The organism is Cupriavidus basilensis (assembly GCF_000832305.1).
Classification (GTDB): domain Bacteria; phylum Pseudomonadota; class Gammaproteobacteria; order Burkholderiales; family Burkholderiaceae; genus Cupriavidus; species Cupriavidus basilensis_F.
Genome location: NZ_CP010536.1, coordinates 898,842 through 914,418, shown reverse-complemented (window position 1 = coordinate 914,418; position 15,577 = coordinate 898,842). Strand labels below are relative to the sequence as shown.

Sequence of the window (15,577 nt, the reverse complement as noted above, 5' to 3'; positions counted from 1 at the left end):
GCGCGATGTACAGCCTCTCCGGGGGGAGATACGAAATGAACAACGTCAATACGGAAGTCCTGAGTGGTGCCCGAGCCATTGCGCTCGCGAGCGTCGCAGGTGCAATCTTGTGCGTACCGTTGGCTGCCGCTGCCCAGGTGGCGGTCGAAGCCGGCGCCATCGCCAAATCCACCACCGCGGCGCCTGCCAAGGCAGCCATGGGCGCGCCTGCCGGCGGCCCGGTGCAGATGACCATCAGCATGGCGCCCGCGCCGGCTGCCGCCGTGCCCACGGACAGCCGTGGGCCGAACTGCACCGGCGCGATCCGCAACGAGAGCAATATCATCGTGCCGGTCGGCAAGTCATCGCTGATCCCCCTGCCAGAGCCGGTACGCAACCGCACGCTCGGCAACCCCAATGTAGTCCAGGCCACCATGGTGTCGCCGCAAACCCTCTACGTGCTTGGCCGCAGCGTCGGCACCACCAACATGATCGTGCAAGGGCGCAGTGGCGGTTGCAGCATCATCAACGTGGTGGTCAACGCAGACGCCGGCGGGCTCCAGACCTCGCTGGCGCAACTGATGCCCGGCGAACCACAGATCCGTGTGCTGACCGCCGCTGACAACCTGGTGCTCTCAGGCAGCGTTTCGAACGCGCAGGCTGCGCAACAGGCCATGGAGATCGCCTATGCGTACGCCGCGGCGGCGCAGGGCGAGGGCAACAAGAAGGGCGGCGTCCTCAACATGCTGTCTGTTGACACGCCACAGCAGGTCATGCTCGAGGTCAAGGTGGCCGAAGTGTCGAAGACGTTGCTGAATCAGCTCGGTTCGGCGGTCAACCTCCAGGGCGGCTTCGGCTCCTGGAGCGGTGGCCTGGTGACCTCGCTGCTGAGCGGCGCGTCGGGCGCCATCTTCGCCAACAAGGCGAACAACCGGCCCTTCAACGTTGCCGTCGATGCGCAGAAGAATGACAGCCTGGTGAAGATCCTGGCCGAGCCGAACCTGGTCACCATCAGCGGCCAGGAAGCGAGCTTCCTCGCCGGCGGCAAGATCTATATCCCGGTGGCGCAAAGCAATGCCCTCGGTGGTGCATCCACCATCACCCTGCAACAGGAGGAGTTTGGCGTTGGCCTGAAGTTCACGCCAACCGTACTGGCAAATGGGCGCATCAATCTCAGGGTGGCGCCCGAGGTCTCCGAGCTCTCGCCCACCGGCGCCACGGTCAGCGGCAGCAGCCTGACGGGGCAGACCATCCTGCCTTTGATCACCACCCGCCGCGCTTCCACCACCGTGCAGATGCGGGACGGAGAGAGCTTTGCCATTGGCGGCCTGCTGCAAAACAGCGCACGCGGCTCGCTAAAAGCATTGCCGGGCGCCGGCGAGGTTCCCGTGCTGGGCACGCTGTTTCGCAGCACGTCTTTCCAGCAAGACCTGACCGAGCTGGTGTTCATCATCACCCCGCACCTGGTCCAACCCATGCAGAGCGCATCCTATCCGCTGCCAACCGACAGCTTCTCTACACCGAACCCGCTCGCGCTCTACCTGATGGGCAATATGGAAGGCTCCGGCAAGAAGACTGACGCACCGAGCCCGACGCCCTCGCAGCCTGCCCCGGCCGCTCCCGCGCCGACGGCTGTCCCCGCAGCGCCCGCTCCGCAGGCACCTAAGGCTCCGCTGAGCATGGTTCCGCCGGCCAAGCCGCTGGACGACGTACCCGTCATCTCCCCGCCCGCGCCCAGGGCGAGCGCTGCGGGCGTTCCGCCGGCAGACGCTACCGCCGCGCGCATCGCGCGCATCGAAGCCACCGCGGCACGGCTGGCGCAGGCGCGCGCCGCCACCACTGCCAGCCCCAGCGGCCTGGCGCCGGACAAAGCCCGCCCGGCCGAAACACCGAGCGCCAACTGAGCTGCCGAAGCGTCCGTCCACGAGGAGAACCACCATGAACAAGAACTTGAAGTACGCGCGCCGCGCCGCTGTCACGCTGGCAGTGCTTGGCAGTCTGACCCTGTCCGCCTGCATGACTTCGACGCCAAATTGGGATAAGCATTTTGGCCAGGCCGTTACCACCGTGACGCGATCCCAGATCATCAACCCCGACGCGCCCGCTGGACTGCCATCGCTGACGGGCACCGATGGCAAGACCGCCGTGGCCGCAATGACCAACTACGAGCGGTCACTGATACGCCTGCGCCCCGCCGGCACAGGTGCCGCGGGTGGCATGGATTTCGGTGCGGGGGGCTACGGCGGCATCGGCATGGCGGGCGGTGCGGGAACGCGCTGATATCGGTTTGCTCGGGGAGACTCATCATGTCCAAATCAATGCTTCGCAGGACCGCGCTGTCGAGCCATCGCGCCCGGCAGCGCGGGGCGGTAGCGATCATCGTTGCGATCGCGCTGGTCATGCTGGTAGGCTTCCTCGGCCTGGCGCTCGACCTGGGCAAACTCTACGTCGCCAAGAGCGAGCTGCAGAACGGCGCGGATTCCTGCGCGCTGGCTGCCGCTCGCGACCTGACGGGAGCGACACCGCTCACCGTCTCGGAAGCAGCGGGCATTACCGCCGGCCTACGTAACATGGCACTGTTCCAGAGCGAGTCGGTACAGCTTGTCGCCAACCAAAGCGTGACGTACAGCGACGCATTGACCGACCCCTTCCTGGACAAGAACAGCGTCACCTACCCGCTCGCCAGCATCAAGTACGTCAAATGCTCTGTCAGCCGCGCCGGCATTGCCAATTGGTTCGCCCAGGTGCTCAACTTCCTGCCGGGCGTGAGTGTCGGGCCCCAAACCGTCGCCTCGTTCGCGGTGGCGACCACCGGCTCGGCACAGACGACCTGCGCCATCCCCGTCTTTGTCTGCAAACCCAGCACCATCAGCCCGCCACAGCCCCCCTACACCACCGGGCAGTGGCTGGTGACCAAGCTCGACTCCAGCAACAAGGGCACCTACGGGGGCGGCAACTTTGGCTGGGCGGACCTGGGCGGAGGCAACAGTGCCAGCCAGATTGCGAAGCAACTTGACGGCGCGGGACAGTGCAACCTGCCGGCCCAAGGGACATTGATTGGATCTGCCGGCAACAAGGCATCCCTGGCGGATGACTGGAACAGCCGCTTTGGCATCGTCAAAGGCTCGAAAGTGCTAGGCGTGACCGACTTTACCGGATTCACGTACAACGACACGACCTGGACGGCGAAGAGCAGCGCTTACGACGGCAGTTCCGTGGATACATCGGGCAACACTCAACCGAACTTCCTTGCCGCGCGCAAGGCCTATCGTGCCTATCAGGGCGACTCCGTTACCGGGCTGAGCACACAGGGCAATGCCGCCCCCGCCGCTTCGTACCAGAGCGGCGCGGATCGTCGCCTCGTGCTCGCACCGATTGTGGACTGTTCCGGTTTCGCCAGCCCTGGCAACCATAGCGCACCGGTGCAAAGCTGGGCCTGCCTGCTGATGATCGAGCCCATGCAAACCGGCGGAAACATCGACTCGGTGCGGCTCGAGTACCGGGGCGACTCAAGCGCGCCAGGCAGCCCCTGCGCGACCCAAGGCATCCCTGGCGCAGGGACTGGCGTAGGACCGCTAGTGCCGGTTCTCGTGCAATAGGAGGAGATCATGAAGACAAGAAAAATGCTCCTGGCGCGCCATCGCGGCGTGGCGGCCGTCGAGTTCGGCATTCTCCTGGTCCCCATGCTGCTGATGGTCTGTGGCGTGGCGGAATTCGGGCGCGCCATCTACCAGTTCGACACCCTGACCAAAGGCACGCGCTCAGCCGCCCGCTACCTGTCGCAGTTCTCCCCGCTGGATATCAGCTATCCGACGGGGCCGGCGAAATGCCTGGCCGTCTACGGCAATACCAGCTGCTCGGGCTCAGCGCTCTCGACCGGCCTCACCACGTCAATGGTGGTGATCTGCGATCGGGTCGATGCATCAGGCTGCCCCGGCATGTCATTCGCCGACGTGAGCACCTACGACAACAGCGCGGGTACCGGCACGCCGGCCGGCACGATCAACCTCGTCACGGTAAAGATCACCGGATATACGTACTCGCCCATCCAGACCTTTATCAATGCAAGCGGACTGACCTTCACCGACATCGCTACCGTCATGAGGCAGGTACTATGAAAACGCGATCCCTCTTCCTCCGGCCTGCGCGGCAGCGCGGCGCGACTGCTGTCGAGTTCGCCTTGATAGCCGGCATCTTCTTCCCCCTGCTGATCGGCATCGTGGAGTTCTCCCGCGTGCTGTTCTACTGGAACACCGCAGCCGAGGCGACACGGCTTGGCGCGCGCATGGCCGTCGTCTGCGACGCCGACGACGCGATCATCAAGACCAAGATGCGCTCACTGTTGCCACTGCTCAGCGCCTCCAACATCCAGCTCGACTATCTGCCAGCGGGATGCGACTCCGATGCGGCCACCGCGCGGAGCACCTGCCAGAGCGCAACTGTCAGCATATCCAACGTCTCGGTACGCACGTTCATCCCCTTGCTTCCGATCACGCTGACCATGCCACCCTTCACATCCACGCTGTCCCGAGAGAGCATGAACTCGTCAAGCGGTGGATCGGTTTGCAGCTAGATTGCCCGAGATTGGAGAACGCACCATGTTGAAGATCCTGATCGCATCGGAAGATGCCCAGAAACTTGACGAGATTTCCCGCCTGAGCGCAGGGAGCGGGAACTTCCAGACCATGTCGCTGCTGGAAGGACCGGCCCGCTTTCCGTTCCATGGCAGCCAGATGCAGCTGGCGGATCTCCTCATCATCGAGCAAGCCGTCGTCGGGGCATCGCAGATGCATAGCATCGAAGCCTTGCGCCAGCAGCACCCCGAACTGCCTTGCATTCTTGTCACGCCCGCCCCGAGCTCCGACTGCCTGATCAAGGCCATGCGCGCGGGTGTGCGCGACGTCCTCTCGTGGCCACTGGACAGGACGCAACTGGCGGAAGCGCTGCGGCGGGTGGAGGCCAGCCATGTGCCCAGGAATCGCGAGATGGCGCAAGTGATCTCGTTCATTTCATGCAAGGGCGGTGCCGGCACCAGCTTCCTCGCCAGCAATCTCGGGTATGCGCTTGGCGCCCAGTTGGGAAAGCGCGTCCTGGTAATCGACCTGAACCGGCAGTTCGGAGACCTGACCTACCTTGTCAGCGACAAGCCGCCGCCCTCCACCCTCCCGGAAATCTGCAGTCAGATCGAGCGGATGGATGCGGCGTTCCTGGATGCCTGCCTGACGCATGTCGATAGCAATTTCGACATCCTGGCCGGCGCCACCGACCCGATCAAGGCAAGCCAGATTCAGAAGGAGAAACTCGAGTGGATACTCTCAGTGGTCCAGCCGGTCTACGACTTTGTGATCGTGGACATCGGACAGGCGCTCGACCCTCTGTCCATCGGTCTGCTGGATCGCAGCGATCGCATCTGCGTCGTCGTCGAACCAACCATCGCCTTTGCCCGCCCGGGACGCCGCCTGCTTGATATCCTGCGCGCCCTGCACTACTCGGCCGACAAGGTCCACATCTTGCTCAATCGCGAGGGCTGCCGCAATGCGCTGGCCCGCTCGGCCCTGAGCGACGTGTTTGGCATGAAGATCCTACACGCGCTGCCCGACGATTCCTCGGCTGTCGACGAGGCAATCAGCCACGGCGAACCGGTTGCAAAATCCCACAAACGCAGCGCCATCGCCAAGGCGATCCTGGCACTGGGTACGCAGTTCGTTGCCGCAACCGGAGCCGAGCGCCGTACGCAACAAGACAGCGTGTCGCCGTTGCGCAAGCTGATGCTGCGCACGCGCGCAACCTGAGCCACCGAGTTCCCGATTCCCTTACCGGAGATCATCATGTCAATCCGCGATCAACTGTCGAGCCCCAGCCAGCCTGCCTTCATCGCCAATGGCCATGGGGCAATCCAGTTCCCGCCGACACCGGCGAACTACCGCTCGTTCAAGCGGACCATCCATGAGACGGTGCTGGACCGTGTGGAACTGGAACGGCTGGCACGCTTCCCCCAGGAGCAGGTCCGGCAGGAAATCAACACGCTGGTGAGCATCATCATCGAGGAAGAGAAGATCCTGCTCAACGACGCCGAGCGCAGGCTGCTCACCTCGGAGGTCTACGACGAGATGTTTGGCTTCGGGCCGCTTGAGCCACTGCTGCAAGACCCTACGGTTTCCGACATCCTGGTCAACACGGCGAAACAGACCTTCGTGGAGCGGCGCGGCAAGCTGGAACTCACCGACGTTACGTTCTACGACGATGCACATCTGATGAAAGTCATCGAGAAGATCGTTTCGCGGGTCGGCAGGCGCATTGACGAAACCAGTCCGATGGTGGACGCGCGGCTGCCGGACGGTTCGCGCGTCAATGCAATCATTCCCCCCTCCGCCATCGATGGTCCCTTGCTATCGATCCGGCGGTTCGCCGTCAATCCTCTGCAGGTAGCCAACCTGGTCGAACTCAAGAGCCTCACGCCGCCGATGGCGCAACTCCTGCAAGCACTAGCGCACGCCAAGGTGAACGTGCTGGTGTCAGGCGGAACCGGCAGCGGCAAGACCACGCTGCTGAACATCCTGTCCGGCTTCATTCCCGAGAGCGAGCGCGTCGTCACCATCGAGGATGCCGCGGAACTCCAGTTGCGCCAGCCGCACGTGCTGCGACTGGAAACGCGGCCACCGAATATCGAAGGCAAGGGTGAGATCACGCAGCGCGCCCTGGTACGCAACGCGCTGCGCATGCGTCCCGACCGCATCATCCTGGGCGAGGTGCGAGGTGGTGAGGCGCTGGACATGCTCAATGCGATGAATACCGGCCATGAGGGTTCGCTGACCACCATCCACGCCAATACGCCGCGCGATGCGCTTACGCGCCTGGAGAACATGGTCAGCATGGCCGGCCTCAATCTACCACCGAAGGCAATCCGGCAACAGATATCCTCGGCAATCACCGTCATTGTGCAGGCGTCCCGGCTGACTGACGGGCGCAGGAAGATAGTCAGCATCCAGGAGATCACCGGCATGGAGGGCGAGATCATCAACATGCAGGAGATCTTTACCTTCCAGCGTACCGGTGTAGGCCAGGATGGCACGGTCAACGGGCACTTCCGCGCCACGGGCGTGTACCCGAAGTTTGCCGAACGCCTGCGCGTGTTCGGCGTGGGCTTGCCCGACGAAACCTATGACCCGGCAAAGCGCTTCGACGTCTGAACCGGACAGCGGCACAGAGAATGCGGGGAGAAGAAAATGAACTTCATATTTTATGCCTTCATCATCTTGTTGTTCGCTGCGGTGGTGCTTTGCATCGAAGGCGCCTACCTTTGGTGGAACAATTACCACGGCCCGGCGGCGAAGCGGATCGAGGCCAGGCTGCGGTCGCTGTCGGCCGGCGGGCAGGTCAGCGCGGAGACCCTGTCGATCCTGAAGGGGCGCATGCTGAGCAACACGCCGATGCTGCAGCGCTGGCTGCTGATGCTGCCTCGCGTCGGCGGGCTCGACCGATGGCTCGAGCAATCCGGGAGCACGTGGTCGGTTGCGCAGCTACTCGGCTATTGCGGGCTGGTCGCGCTGTGCGCGCTGGCGCTCGTGCCGCTGCTGCCCGTGCCACCGGTACTGGTGGTACTGGGCGCGTTACTGGTTGGCTCTTTGCCCCTCTGGCATGTCATCGCACTTCGACATAAGCGCCTCAAGCAACTGGAGACGCAACTGCCCGATGCGGTCGACATGATCAGCCGCGCGCTACGCGCGGGGCACTCCTTCTCGGGTGCGCTGGGGATGGTGGGGCAGGAGGTAAAGGATCCGATGGGCCGCGAATTCCGGACTACCTTTGAGGAGATCAATTACGGGGTCGCTCTCGACGAGGCAATGACAAACATGGCAATGCGAGTGCCGATCAACGACTTGCGCTACTTCGTGATCGCGGTACTGATACAGCGCGAGAGCGGCGGCAACCTTGCCGAAATTCTCGACACGATCGGCAACCTGGTGCGTGAACGCCTGAAGCTGTTCGACAAGATCAAGGTGCTCTCGGCAGAGGGGCGCCTATCGGCCTGGATACTGGGCCTGCTCCCGTTCGCCACCGCCGGGCTGATTCTGGTGGTGAATCCGGATTTCATGACAGTGCTATGGCAAGACCCGATCGGCCTCAAGATGGTCGGGATGGCGCTGGGAGGAATGACGCTCGGCGTCGTCTGGATGCGCCGGATCATCCGTATCCGGGTCTGAATGCACGCGACCCAGAAGTAGGCAGAATTCTCGATTCCGGAGGCGATCATGCAAGGTGTCCATACAGAGCAGGTCCTGATGCTGGTTCTCATTTTTGTGGCGGCGTTCGGCGCGGTATTCGGTCTGCTGCTGACATTCACGCCTAGCCGGGCACGCGAGAGGCTGGGGCAGATAGCCGGTACGGCCACGGGAGCCGGCACGGGGCAGGACAACGCCTGGCTCGACAACCTGGTGCGGTGGGCCAGACCCGTGTCACGCCTGTCGTTGCCCAAGGAGGGTTGGGAAGGCTCGCAGATGCGCGTGCGCTTCATGAATGCCGGCTGGCGCAGCAGCGCTGCGCCGCATCTCTACTTCGCCGCCAAGACGGTGCTGGCCATCGGGCTGCCCATGCTGGCGTTGATAGCGGTGAGCGGCGTGCCGGCGTTCCAGGGGCAGTACAAGACCGTAGCGCTCCTGGCGGTACTAGGCGCGATTGGTTACTACCTGCCCAATGCCGTGCTATCGCGCAAGGTGGATAACCGCAAGCGCGCGGTGTTCGAGGAGTTTCCGGACGTGATTGATCTGCTCACGGTTTGCGTGGAGGCCGGGCTCGGGCTCGACGCGGCGCTGATGCGCGTGGCGGATGAACTCGCGCTGCGCTGCCCGGTACTGGCCGACGAGCTGCAATTGATGCTGCTGGAGCTGCGCTCTGGCTTCGCCAAGGACAAGGCGCTGACCAACCTGGCGCTGCGCACCGGCGTGGATGACGTGGACAAATTCGCATCCATGCTGAACCAGGCCGACCGCTTCGGCACCAGCCTCGGGGAGTCGCTGCGGGTGCTGTCCGACATGCTGCGAACCAAGCGCCGCATGCGTGCTGAGGAACAGGCCGCGAAGATTGCGCTGAAACTATTGTTCCCCTTGATCTTCATGATCTTCCCGACACTGCTGCTAGTGTTGCTTGGACCCGCATTCATCCAGATTTATCGGGTCTTGCTGCCGACCATGTCCGGCCAGTGAGCTGGCTGCCTCGCCTCGCTGGACGTCGCTCCCTCGATTGTCTCCCGGTGCAACGCCAGGGAGCCAGTCTTGCCCGGACTTTGTCCGGGCGTTTTTGCTGGCGGCACAAATAGCCCGCATGCCCGCCGGCTGGAGGCGAACGGCGCGACGCGCCCATGACGCTTGACCAGGTCTTCGCTCGCATGAAGAATACAGGCAGGCCCCTTGCCGTCGGCGCGTCGGCATTTCGCATGGAGACCCCATGAAGATCCGCATCCTCAGCGATCTGCACCTCGAACACGACACACCGGCGGCGATACCCGACTGCCCCGCCGACCTGGTGGTGCTGGCCGGCGATATCGCCAACGGCCGCGCCGGCGTCGACTGGGCCGCGCGCACCTTTTCGGGGCCGGTGGTCTATGTGCCGGGCAATCACGAGTACTACGAGAGCGCCTTCGAGCAGGTGGACGCGCAACTGGCGCAGGCCGCCGGGGCGGCGCCGCATGTGCGCGTGCTCAATGACGCGGTGGCTTGTTTCGACAACCTGGCGGGCGAGCCGGTGCGCGTGATCGGCACCACCTGGTGGACTGACTACGCGCTGTTTGGCGCCGGCCGGCGCGAGGAGTCGATGCTGGCCTGCGCTGGCGTGATGGTGGACCACCGCCTGATCGAGGTGGCGGATGGCGACGGCCTGCGGCGCCGTTTCACCACGGCCGACGCGCTGGCGCGGCACGAGGCGGCCAGCGCCTGGCTGGCGGCGCAGCTCGCCGTGCCCTTTGCCGGCAAGACAGTGGTGGTGACCCACCATGCACCGGATCTCGGCAGCCTCGACCCGCGCTTCTCCCATGACCTGGTCTCCGCCGGCTTTATCTCGCGCCGGCCGGACCTGGTTGCGCAGGCCGACCTGTGGGTGCACGGCCATACGCATACCGGCTTCGATTACCGCCTGGAAGATGCGCGCGTGGTGTGCAACCCGCGCGGCTATATCCGCCGCAAGACCGGCGAACCGGAGAACCCGGCCTTCGACTGGTGCTACACGGTGGAGCTGTAAGCCTTTCACGCGACGGCGCCCCTTGGGCCGGTACTGTCGCCCCATAGACAAAAACCCCCGCCGGCTCGCGCCAGCGGGGGTTTTTGCTACTACGGGTGATGCGGGTACAGCAGGCTGCCGTTTGGCAGGCCGGCAGATTTACATCATGCCGTCCATGCCGCCCATGCCGCCCATGCCGCCCGGCATTGCCGGAGCCGATTCATCCTTCGGCATTTCGGCAACTGCGCAGTCGGTGGTCAGCATCAGCGATGCGACCGAAGCGGCGTTCTGCAGCGCGGTGCGGGTCACCTTGGTCGGGTCCAGCACGCCCATTTCCACCAGGTCACCGTACTCGCCGGTGGCGGCGTTGTAGCCGTAGTTGCCCTTGCCGTCGATGACCTTGGCCACGACGACCGAAGCTTCTTCGCCAGCGTTCAGCACGATCTGGCGCAGCGGCTCTTCCATGGCGCGCAGCACGATCTTGATGCCTGCGTTCTGGTCGGCGTTGTCGCCGGTCAGGTTAGCGATGGCAGCGCGAGCGCGCAGCAGGGCCACACCGCCGCCGGGGACAATGCCTTCTTCCACGGCTGCACGGGTTGCGTGCAGTGCATCTTCCACGCGTGCCTTCTTTTCCTTCATTTCGACTTCGGTGGCTGCGCCAACCTTGATCACTGCAACGCCGCCGGCCAGCTTGGCCACGCGTTCTTGCAGCTTTTCACGGTCGTAGTCCGAGGTCGCTTCTTCGATCTGGGCACGGATTTGCTTCACGCGTGCTTCGATCGAGGCTGCGTCGCCGGCGCCGTCGATGATGATGGTGTTTTCCTTGCCGATTTCGATGCGCTTGGCTTGACCCAGTTCTTGCAGGGTTGCCTTTTCCAGCGTCAGGCCGATTTCTTCAGCGATCACTGCACCGCCGGTCAGGATGGCGATGTCTTCCAGCATGGCCTTGCGGCGGTCGCCGAAGCCCGGAGCCTTGACAGCAGCGGTCTTCAGGATGCCACGGATGTTGTTCACCACCAGGGTCGCCAGGGCTTCGCCTTCGACGTCTTCAGCGATGATCAGCAGCGGGCGGCCCGACTTTGCCACTTGTTCCAGCACCGGCAGCAGGTCACGGATGTTCGAGATCTTCTTGTCGAACAGCAGGACGAACGGGTTGTCGAGGGCGACAACTTGCTTTTCCGGGTTGTTGATGAAGTACGGCGACAGGTAGCCGCGGTCGAACTGCATGCCTTCCACGACTTCCAGCTCGTCGGCCAGCGACTTGCCGTCTTCCACGGTGATCACGCCTTCCTTGCCGACCTTGTCCATCGCTTCAGCGATCAGCTTGCCGATCACTTCGTCGCTGTTGGCGGAGATCGAGCCAACTTGCGCGATTTCCTTGCTGGTGGTGGTGGTCTTGGTCAGCTTCTTCAGCTCTTCAACCGCGTTCACCACAGCCTTGTCGATGCCGCGCTTCAGGTCCATCGGGTTCATGCCGGCGGCAACGTACTTCATGCCTTCGCGCACGATCGACTGGGCCAGCACGGTTGCGGTGGTGGTACCGTCACCAGCGTTGTCGCTGGTCTTGGAAGCCACTTCCTTGACCATTTGCGCGCCCATGTTCTGCAGCTTGTCCTTCAGCTCGATTTCCTTGGCCACGGACACGCCGTCCTTGGTCACGGTCGGGCCGCCGAAGCTGCGCTCCAGCACCACGTTACGACCCTTCGGGCCCAGGGTAACCTTGACTGCGTTGGCGAGAATGTTCACGCCTTCGACCATCTTGGCACGGGCGGCGTCGCCGAATACTACGTCTTTAGCTGCCATGTTCTGAATCTCCTAAATCTGTACGAATGGGGTGCGTGGATTACTTGTTCACCACAGCCATGATGTCTTCTTCGCGCATGACCAGCAGTTCCTGGCCATCCACCTTCACGGCCTGGCCGGCATACTTGCCGAACAGCACGCGGTCACCCACCTTGACGTCGAGGACGATCGAAGCGCCCTTGTCGTCCTTCTTGCCGGGGCCAACGGCGAGCACTTCACCTTGATCAGGCTTTTCGGCAGCGTTGTCGGGAATCACGATGCCGGAAGCGGTCTTGGTTTCATTGTCCAGACGCTTCACGATCACGCGGTCGTGCAAAGGACGCAGATTCATACGGACTCCTTGGTACAAAAAGTGATTTTAGGTTCACAAAAATGACCGCCAGCACTGACGGCCAGCAGAATTAGTACGCTGGGAGAGGTCTGTTAGCACTCATGCCCAACGAGTGCTAATTATAGGGACGGGGGGTAGCGTTTTCAAGTCAACGACTTGATACGTGTTTACCCTGGAATTGTGAGAATCGTTGTGGGGCCTGGCCGCGCGGCGAGATCTTTATTCGCATCCCGATGAAATCCGGACGAATTTCGTCAACGGGAAAGTTGCCCATGGATCACCAGACCAATGTCTCGGGGGCGGATCGCCACACGGCACCCGTGATGCTGCCTGCGGCACTTTCGCCTGCCGCGCAATCGTCAACGTCACCCACTTCCACGGCGGCATGACACGAGGCCACGAGGCCATCCCATTCAGAACTGCATGGCAAGAGTACAGAAGCGTTGATTTACGAGCGCGCCGGCCTGGCCAAGAATGGTCACACCAACCCTTCGCTAGTTCATTGCCAACTTATACGGAGCGCATCATGTCCCACCCCACCATGCAGGCCCTCATCGTCGAATCCGCGGGCGCGCCGTTCACGGCCGTCCAGCTTCCCAGGCCAGTGGCGGGCCCCGGCCAGGTACTGGTGCGCATCCTGGCCAGCGGCGTCAACCCGCTCGACACCAAGATCCGCGCCGGCCAGGCGGCGCACGCCCGCCACCCCTTGCCCGCCGTGCTGGGGCTGGACCTGGCCGGCGTGGTGCAAGCCGTGGGCGCGGGCGCGACGGCCTTTGCGCCCGGCGACGAGGTCTATGGCATGACCGGTGGCGTGGGCGGCCTGCAGGGCTCGCTCGCGCAGTACGCCGCGGTCGATGCCGACCTGCTAACACGCAAGCCTGCCGCGCTGTCGATGCGCGAAGCCGCGGCATTGCCACTGGTATTCATCACCGCGTGGGAAGGCCTGGTCGACCGGGCGCGCGTGCAGCCTGGCCAGAAGGTGCTGGTGCATGGCGGCGCCGGCGGCGTGGGCCATATCGCGGTGCAGATCGCCCGCGCGCTCGGGGCGCAGGTCTACGCCACGGGCTCCGCCGCGCAGAAGGCGATCATCGAGGGCTATGGCGCCACCGCGATCGACCACGCCGCGACATCCGTCGCGCAGTATGTCGACCAATACACTGCGGGCGAGGGCTTCGACGTGGTCTACGACACGGTGGGCGGCACGGTGCTGGACAGTTCTTTTCTCGCTGCGCGCACCTATGGCGGCCACGTGGTGAGCTGCCTTGGCTGGGGCACGCACGCGCTGGCGCCGCTGTCGTTTCGCGCGGCCACGTATTCAGGCGTGTTCACGCTGATGCCGATGCTCACCGGCAAGGGCCGCGCGCACCACGGCGAGATCCTGCGCGAAGCGGCGCGGCTGGCCGATGCGGGCAAGCTCGCCGTGCGGCTCGATGCGCGGCACTTCACGCTCGATACCGCCATCGATGCGCATCGCGCCATCGAGACCGGCACCGCCAAGGGCAAGCTGGTGGTGGAGATTGCCGGGGACTAGGCGTGCGCGCTATTGCCCAGGCGCTCGATGGTCGCATCCAGGAAGGCGCGCAGCCGCCCCAGGCGGCGCAGGTCGCGGTGATAGCCCACCCAGACATCGCGCCCTGGCGGCGCCTCGCCCATGTCGATGGCCTGTAGCCCGCCCAGGCGCTCGGCCAGCACGCAGGGCAGCACAGCCAGCCCCGCGCCGGCCGCGCACAGCCTGGCCTGCGCCTCGCGGCTGTTGCTGCCGAATGCCACCCGGGCGTTCGGCAGTTGCCTGCGCATCCAGGCCACGTCGGGCAGGTCCGCGAAACCCGCATCCAGCGTCAGCAGGGCATGGCCCTCGCCATCGCCCGCGCGCGGCGGTGCCACGCCGGGCGCCGAATAGAGCGCGTAGTCCATATGCATCAGCTTGCGCTGCACGATATCGGCCTCGTCGAACGCGCGGATGCGAAAGACCAGGTCCGCCTCGCGGCGCGCCAGGCTGAGCAAGCGGGCATCGGTAACCAGTTCCACCGCGACGCGCGGATGGGCGCGGATAAAGTCCGCGATCACCGGCGTCAGCATGTGCACGCCAAACCAGTCGGACGACGAGATCCGCAGCATGCCGTCCAGCTCGCGCGCCTGGCCGGACAGCTGGCGCTCGAAAGCAATCGCCTCTGCCTCGATACGCTGCGCGTGGGCGAGCACGGCAGCCCCTTCATCGGTCAGCACATAGCCGTCGCTGGTGCGCTGGAACAAGGCATGCCCGACGGCATCCTCCAGCGCCTTCAGCCTGCGCCCCATGGTCGGCTGGGTCTGCCCGATCGCGCGCGCGGCGCCGCCCAGGGTGCCGGCGCGGGCGATCGCCAGGAAGATCTTGATATCACTCCAGTCCATCCGGGGAATTCGCTGATGTTACTGACGTTACGTTTGGGAGGTGTCGGATTCAGCGCGGCCAGGCAATGCGCAGGCGGCTGCGCGATGATGGCACGGCGGTGTGGCAAGAACAATCACGGGTTCGCGGCGGGCCGGCCTCCCGTCAATGTCAGGCGGAAGGCGCCCGCCCCTCCAGGACCCAGTAGTCAGGCACTTCCCGGCTGGGACTGCGCAACACCAGCGTGCAGCCGCACTGGCGGCAGCGGTAGGCATAGGCGGCGCCGTCCTGGGACCGCGCATTGGCGCGCACGGCCTCCAGATCCTCGTGCGGCGGCAGGTGTCCTGGCCTGCCGGCCTGGCGCTTGCATCGCTCACACGGCAACATGGATTTACCTCAGGGTGGCAGGGGGCAAGGTTCCATCCTGCACAGTCGGATGGATGCAGCATGGCAGCAGGCGAATTGGTGCAACGCGCCATAATTATAGGCACTTTGCGAGCCGTTTCCAGATATACAGCAGGCTATGCGTTGCCTTGCGGCGCAACAAAACGATGCCTCGGCAGGGCCGCTGCTGCCAGGCTAGCGGACCGCCGGCGTGGGCACCGTGAGGAGGTCTCGCCGCGCATCCGGATTCGCTTCACCGCGTGCGGACGTATCACCCGGCGGCCGCTCCCGCGGCGGCTCGGCCAGCGGCACCGTGACGACGGCGAACACGGAAAACGGGCACCAGAAAGATGGCCTGAAGAGACTCATTCTGTGGATGACGATGGCGCCGGCAAGAAACGGTGAAGGCTCTGAAAATCGGCGGACCGGCAAGGCGGCGCCTGGTCGGTCCGGCTTCAGGATTGGTAAGCCCTGACCATCTTAACGACCGAATTGGCGGA

At 64.2% G+C, this 15,577-nt stretch carries 15 protein-coding genes; 11 read left to right on the top strand and 4 right to left on the bottom strand.

The genetic code is table 11. From position 1 onward, the window contains the following. Positions 1–35: 35 nt before the first annotated feature. From RR42_RS04130 to RR42_RS04085, 10 genes are all read left to right on the top strand, one after another. On the top strand, positions 36–1,883 hold the full coding sequence (locus RR42_RS04130; protein WP_043344379.1) for a type II and III secretion system protein family protein: 1,848 nt from the start codon (positions 36–38) through the stop codon (positions 1,881–1,883). A gap of 34 nt (positions 1,884–1,917) precedes the next feature. Next, complete coding sequence (locus RR42_RS04125; RefSeq protein WP_043344376.1) at positions 1,918–2,259, top strand: hypothetical protein; 342 nt, start codon at positions 1,918–1,920, stop codon at positions 2,257–2,259. Between the two features lie 26 nt (positions 2,260–2,285). Then, entirely contained in the window at positions 2,286–3,578 is a 1,293-nt protein-coding gene (locus tag RR42_RS04120; protein ID WP_144409736.1) for a pilus assembly protein TadG-related protein, read from the top strand. Positions 3,579–3,587: 9 nt separating this feature from the next. Then, on the top strand, positions 3,588–4,097 hold the full coding sequence (locus RR42_RS04115) for a TadE/TadG family type IV pilus assembly protein (RefSeq protein WP_043344371.1): 510 nt from the start codon (positions 3,588–3,590) through the stop codon (positions 4,095–4,097). Further along, positions 4,094–4,552: a TadE family protein gene (locus RR42_RS04110; protein WP_043344369.1), complete on the top strand. Its 459-nt coding sequence runs from the start codon at positions 4,094–4,096 to the stop codon at positions 4,550–4,552. Before RR42_RS04115 ends, RR42_RS04110 begins: the two co-directional genes overlap by 4 nt. A 25-nt stretch (positions 4,553–4,577) precedes the next feature. After that, entirely contained in the window at positions 4,578–5,771 is a 1,194-nt protein-coding gene (locus RR42_RS04105) for an AAA family ATPase (protein WP_043344368.1), read from the top strand. 36 nt (positions 5,772–5,807) lie between these two features. Beyond that, positions 5,808–7,169 (top strand): CpaF family protein, encoded by a 1,362-nt coding sequence (locus RR42_RS04100; protein ID WP_043344366.1) that lies wholly within the window; start codon positions 5,808–5,810, stop codon positions 7,167–7,169. 36 nt (positions 7,170–7,205) lie between these two features. Then, a complete protein-coding gene (locus RR42_RS04095; RefSeq protein ID WP_043344362.1) occupies positions 7,206–8,183 on the top strand; it encodes a type II secretion system F family protein in 978 nt (325 codons plus the stop codon). A gap of 48 nt (positions 8,184–8,231) precedes the next feature. Then, a complete protein-coding gene (locus RR42_RS04090; RefSeq protein ID WP_043344358.1) occupies positions 8,232–9,182 on the top strand; it encodes a type II secretion system F family protein in 951 nt (316 codons plus the stop codon). 241 nt (positions 9,183–9,423) lie between these two features. After that, complete coding sequence (locus tag RR42_RS04085; RefSeq protein ID WP_043344353.1) at positions 9,424–10,212, top strand: metallophosphoesterase; 789 nt, start codon at positions 9,424–9,426, stop codon at positions 10,210–10,212. 138 nt (positions 10,213–10,350) lie between these two features. Here the strand turns inward: RR42_RS04085 and groL are convergent, their stop codons facing one another. Further along, positions 10,351–11,994, bottom strand: a complete 1,644-nt coding sequence (groL, locus tag RR42_RS04080) for a chaperonin GroEL (protein WP_043344351.1) — start codon at positions 11,992–11,994, stop codon at positions 10,351–10,353. A 40-nt stretch (positions 11,995–12,034) separates the two neighbouring features. Beyond that, entirely contained in the window at positions 12,035–12,325 is a 291-nt protein-coding gene (groES, locus tag RR42_RS04075; protein ID WP_006160236.1) for a co-chaperone GroES, read from the bottom strand. Positions 12,326–12,851: 526 nt separating this feature from the next. Here groES and RR42_RS04070 point away from each other — a divergent pair. Next, positions 12,852–13,856: a zinc-dependent alcohol dehydrogenase family protein gene (locus RR42_RS04070; RefSeq protein ID WP_043344347.1), complete on the top strand. Its 1,005-nt coding sequence runs from the start codon at positions 12,852–12,854 to the stop codon at positions 13,854–13,856. Here RR42_RS04070 and RR42_RS04065 read toward each other — a convergent pair. After that, positions 13,853–14,716, bottom strand: a complete 864-nt coding sequence (locus tag RR42_RS04065) for a LysR family transcriptional regulator (protein ID WP_043344343.1) — start codon at positions 14,714–14,716, stop codon at positions 13,853–13,855. The genes RR42_RS04070 and RR42_RS04065 overlap by 4 nt on opposite strands. 148 nt (positions 14,717–14,864) lie before the next feature. Then, positions 14,865–15,080, bottom strand: coding sequence for a hypothetical protein (locus RR42_RS04060; protein ID WP_043344339.1), 216 nt, complete (start codon positions 15,078–15,080; stop codon positions 14,865–14,867). Positions 15,081–15,577: the final 497 nt, after the last annotated feature.

Excerpts from the sequence above, each read along its gene's own strand:
- RR42_RS04090 (WP_043344358.1), top strand. The coding sequence starts at position 8,232 with ATGCAAGGTGTCCATACAGAGCAGGTCCTGATGCTGGTTCTCATTTTT.
- groL (WP_043344351.1), bottom strand. The coding sequence starts at position 11,994 with ATGGCAGCTAAAGACGTAGTATTCGGCGACGCCGCCCGTGCCAAGATG.
- RR42_RS04070 (WP_043344347.1), top strand. The coding sequence starts at position 12,852 with ATGTCCCACCCCACCATGCAGGCCCTCATCGTCGAATCCGCGGGCGCG.
- RR42_RS04105 (WP_043344368.1), top strand. The coding sequence starts at position 4,578 with ATGTTGAAGATCCTGATCGCATCGGAAGATGCCCAGAAACTTGACGAG.
- RR42_RS04095 (WP_043344362.1), top strand. The coding sequence starts at position 7,206 with ATGAACTTCATATTTTATGCCTTCATCATCTTGTTGTTCGCTGCGGTG.
- RR42_RS04060 (WP_043344339.1), bottom strand. The coding sequence starts at position 15,080 with ATGTTGCCGTGTGAGCGATGCAAGCGCCAGGCCGGCAGGCCAGGACAC.
- RR42_RS04130 (WP_043344379.1), top strand. The coding sequence starts at position 36 with ATGAACAACGTCAATACGGAAGTCCTGAGTGGTGCCCGAGCCATTGCG.
- RR42_RS04100 (WP_043344366.1), top strand. The coding sequence starts at position 5,808 with ATGTCAATCCGCGATCAACTGTCGAGCCCCAGCCAGCCTGCCTTCATC.
- groES (WP_006160236.1), bottom strand. The coding sequence starts at position 12,325 with ATGAATCTGCGTCCTTTGCACGACCGCGTGATCGTGAAGCGTCTGGAC.
- RR42_RS04110 (WP_043344369.1), top strand. The coding sequence starts at position 4,094 with ATGAAAACGCGATCCCTCTTCCTCCGGCCTGCGCGGCAGCGCGGCGCG.
- RR42_RS04115 (WP_043344371.1), top strand. The coding sequence starts at position 3,588 with ATGAAGACAAGAAAAATGCTCCTGGCGCGCCATCGCGGCGTGGCGGCC.
- RR42_RS04120 (WP_144409736.1), top strand. The coding sequence starts at position 2,286 with ATGTCCAAATCAATGCTTCGCAGGACCGCGCTGTCGAGCCATCGCGCC.
- RR42_RS04065 (WP_043344343.1), bottom strand. The coding sequence starts at position 14,716 with ATGGACTGGAGTGATATCAAGATCTTCCTGGCGATCGCCCGCGCCGGC.
- RR42_RS04125 (WP_043344376.1), top strand. The coding sequence starts at position 1,918 with ATGAACAAGAACTTGAAGTACGCGCGCCGCGCCGCTGTCACGCTGGCA.
- RR42_RS04085 (WP_043344353.1), top strand. The coding sequence starts at position 9,424 with ATGAAGATCCGCATCCTCAGCGATCTGCACCTCGAACACGACACACCG.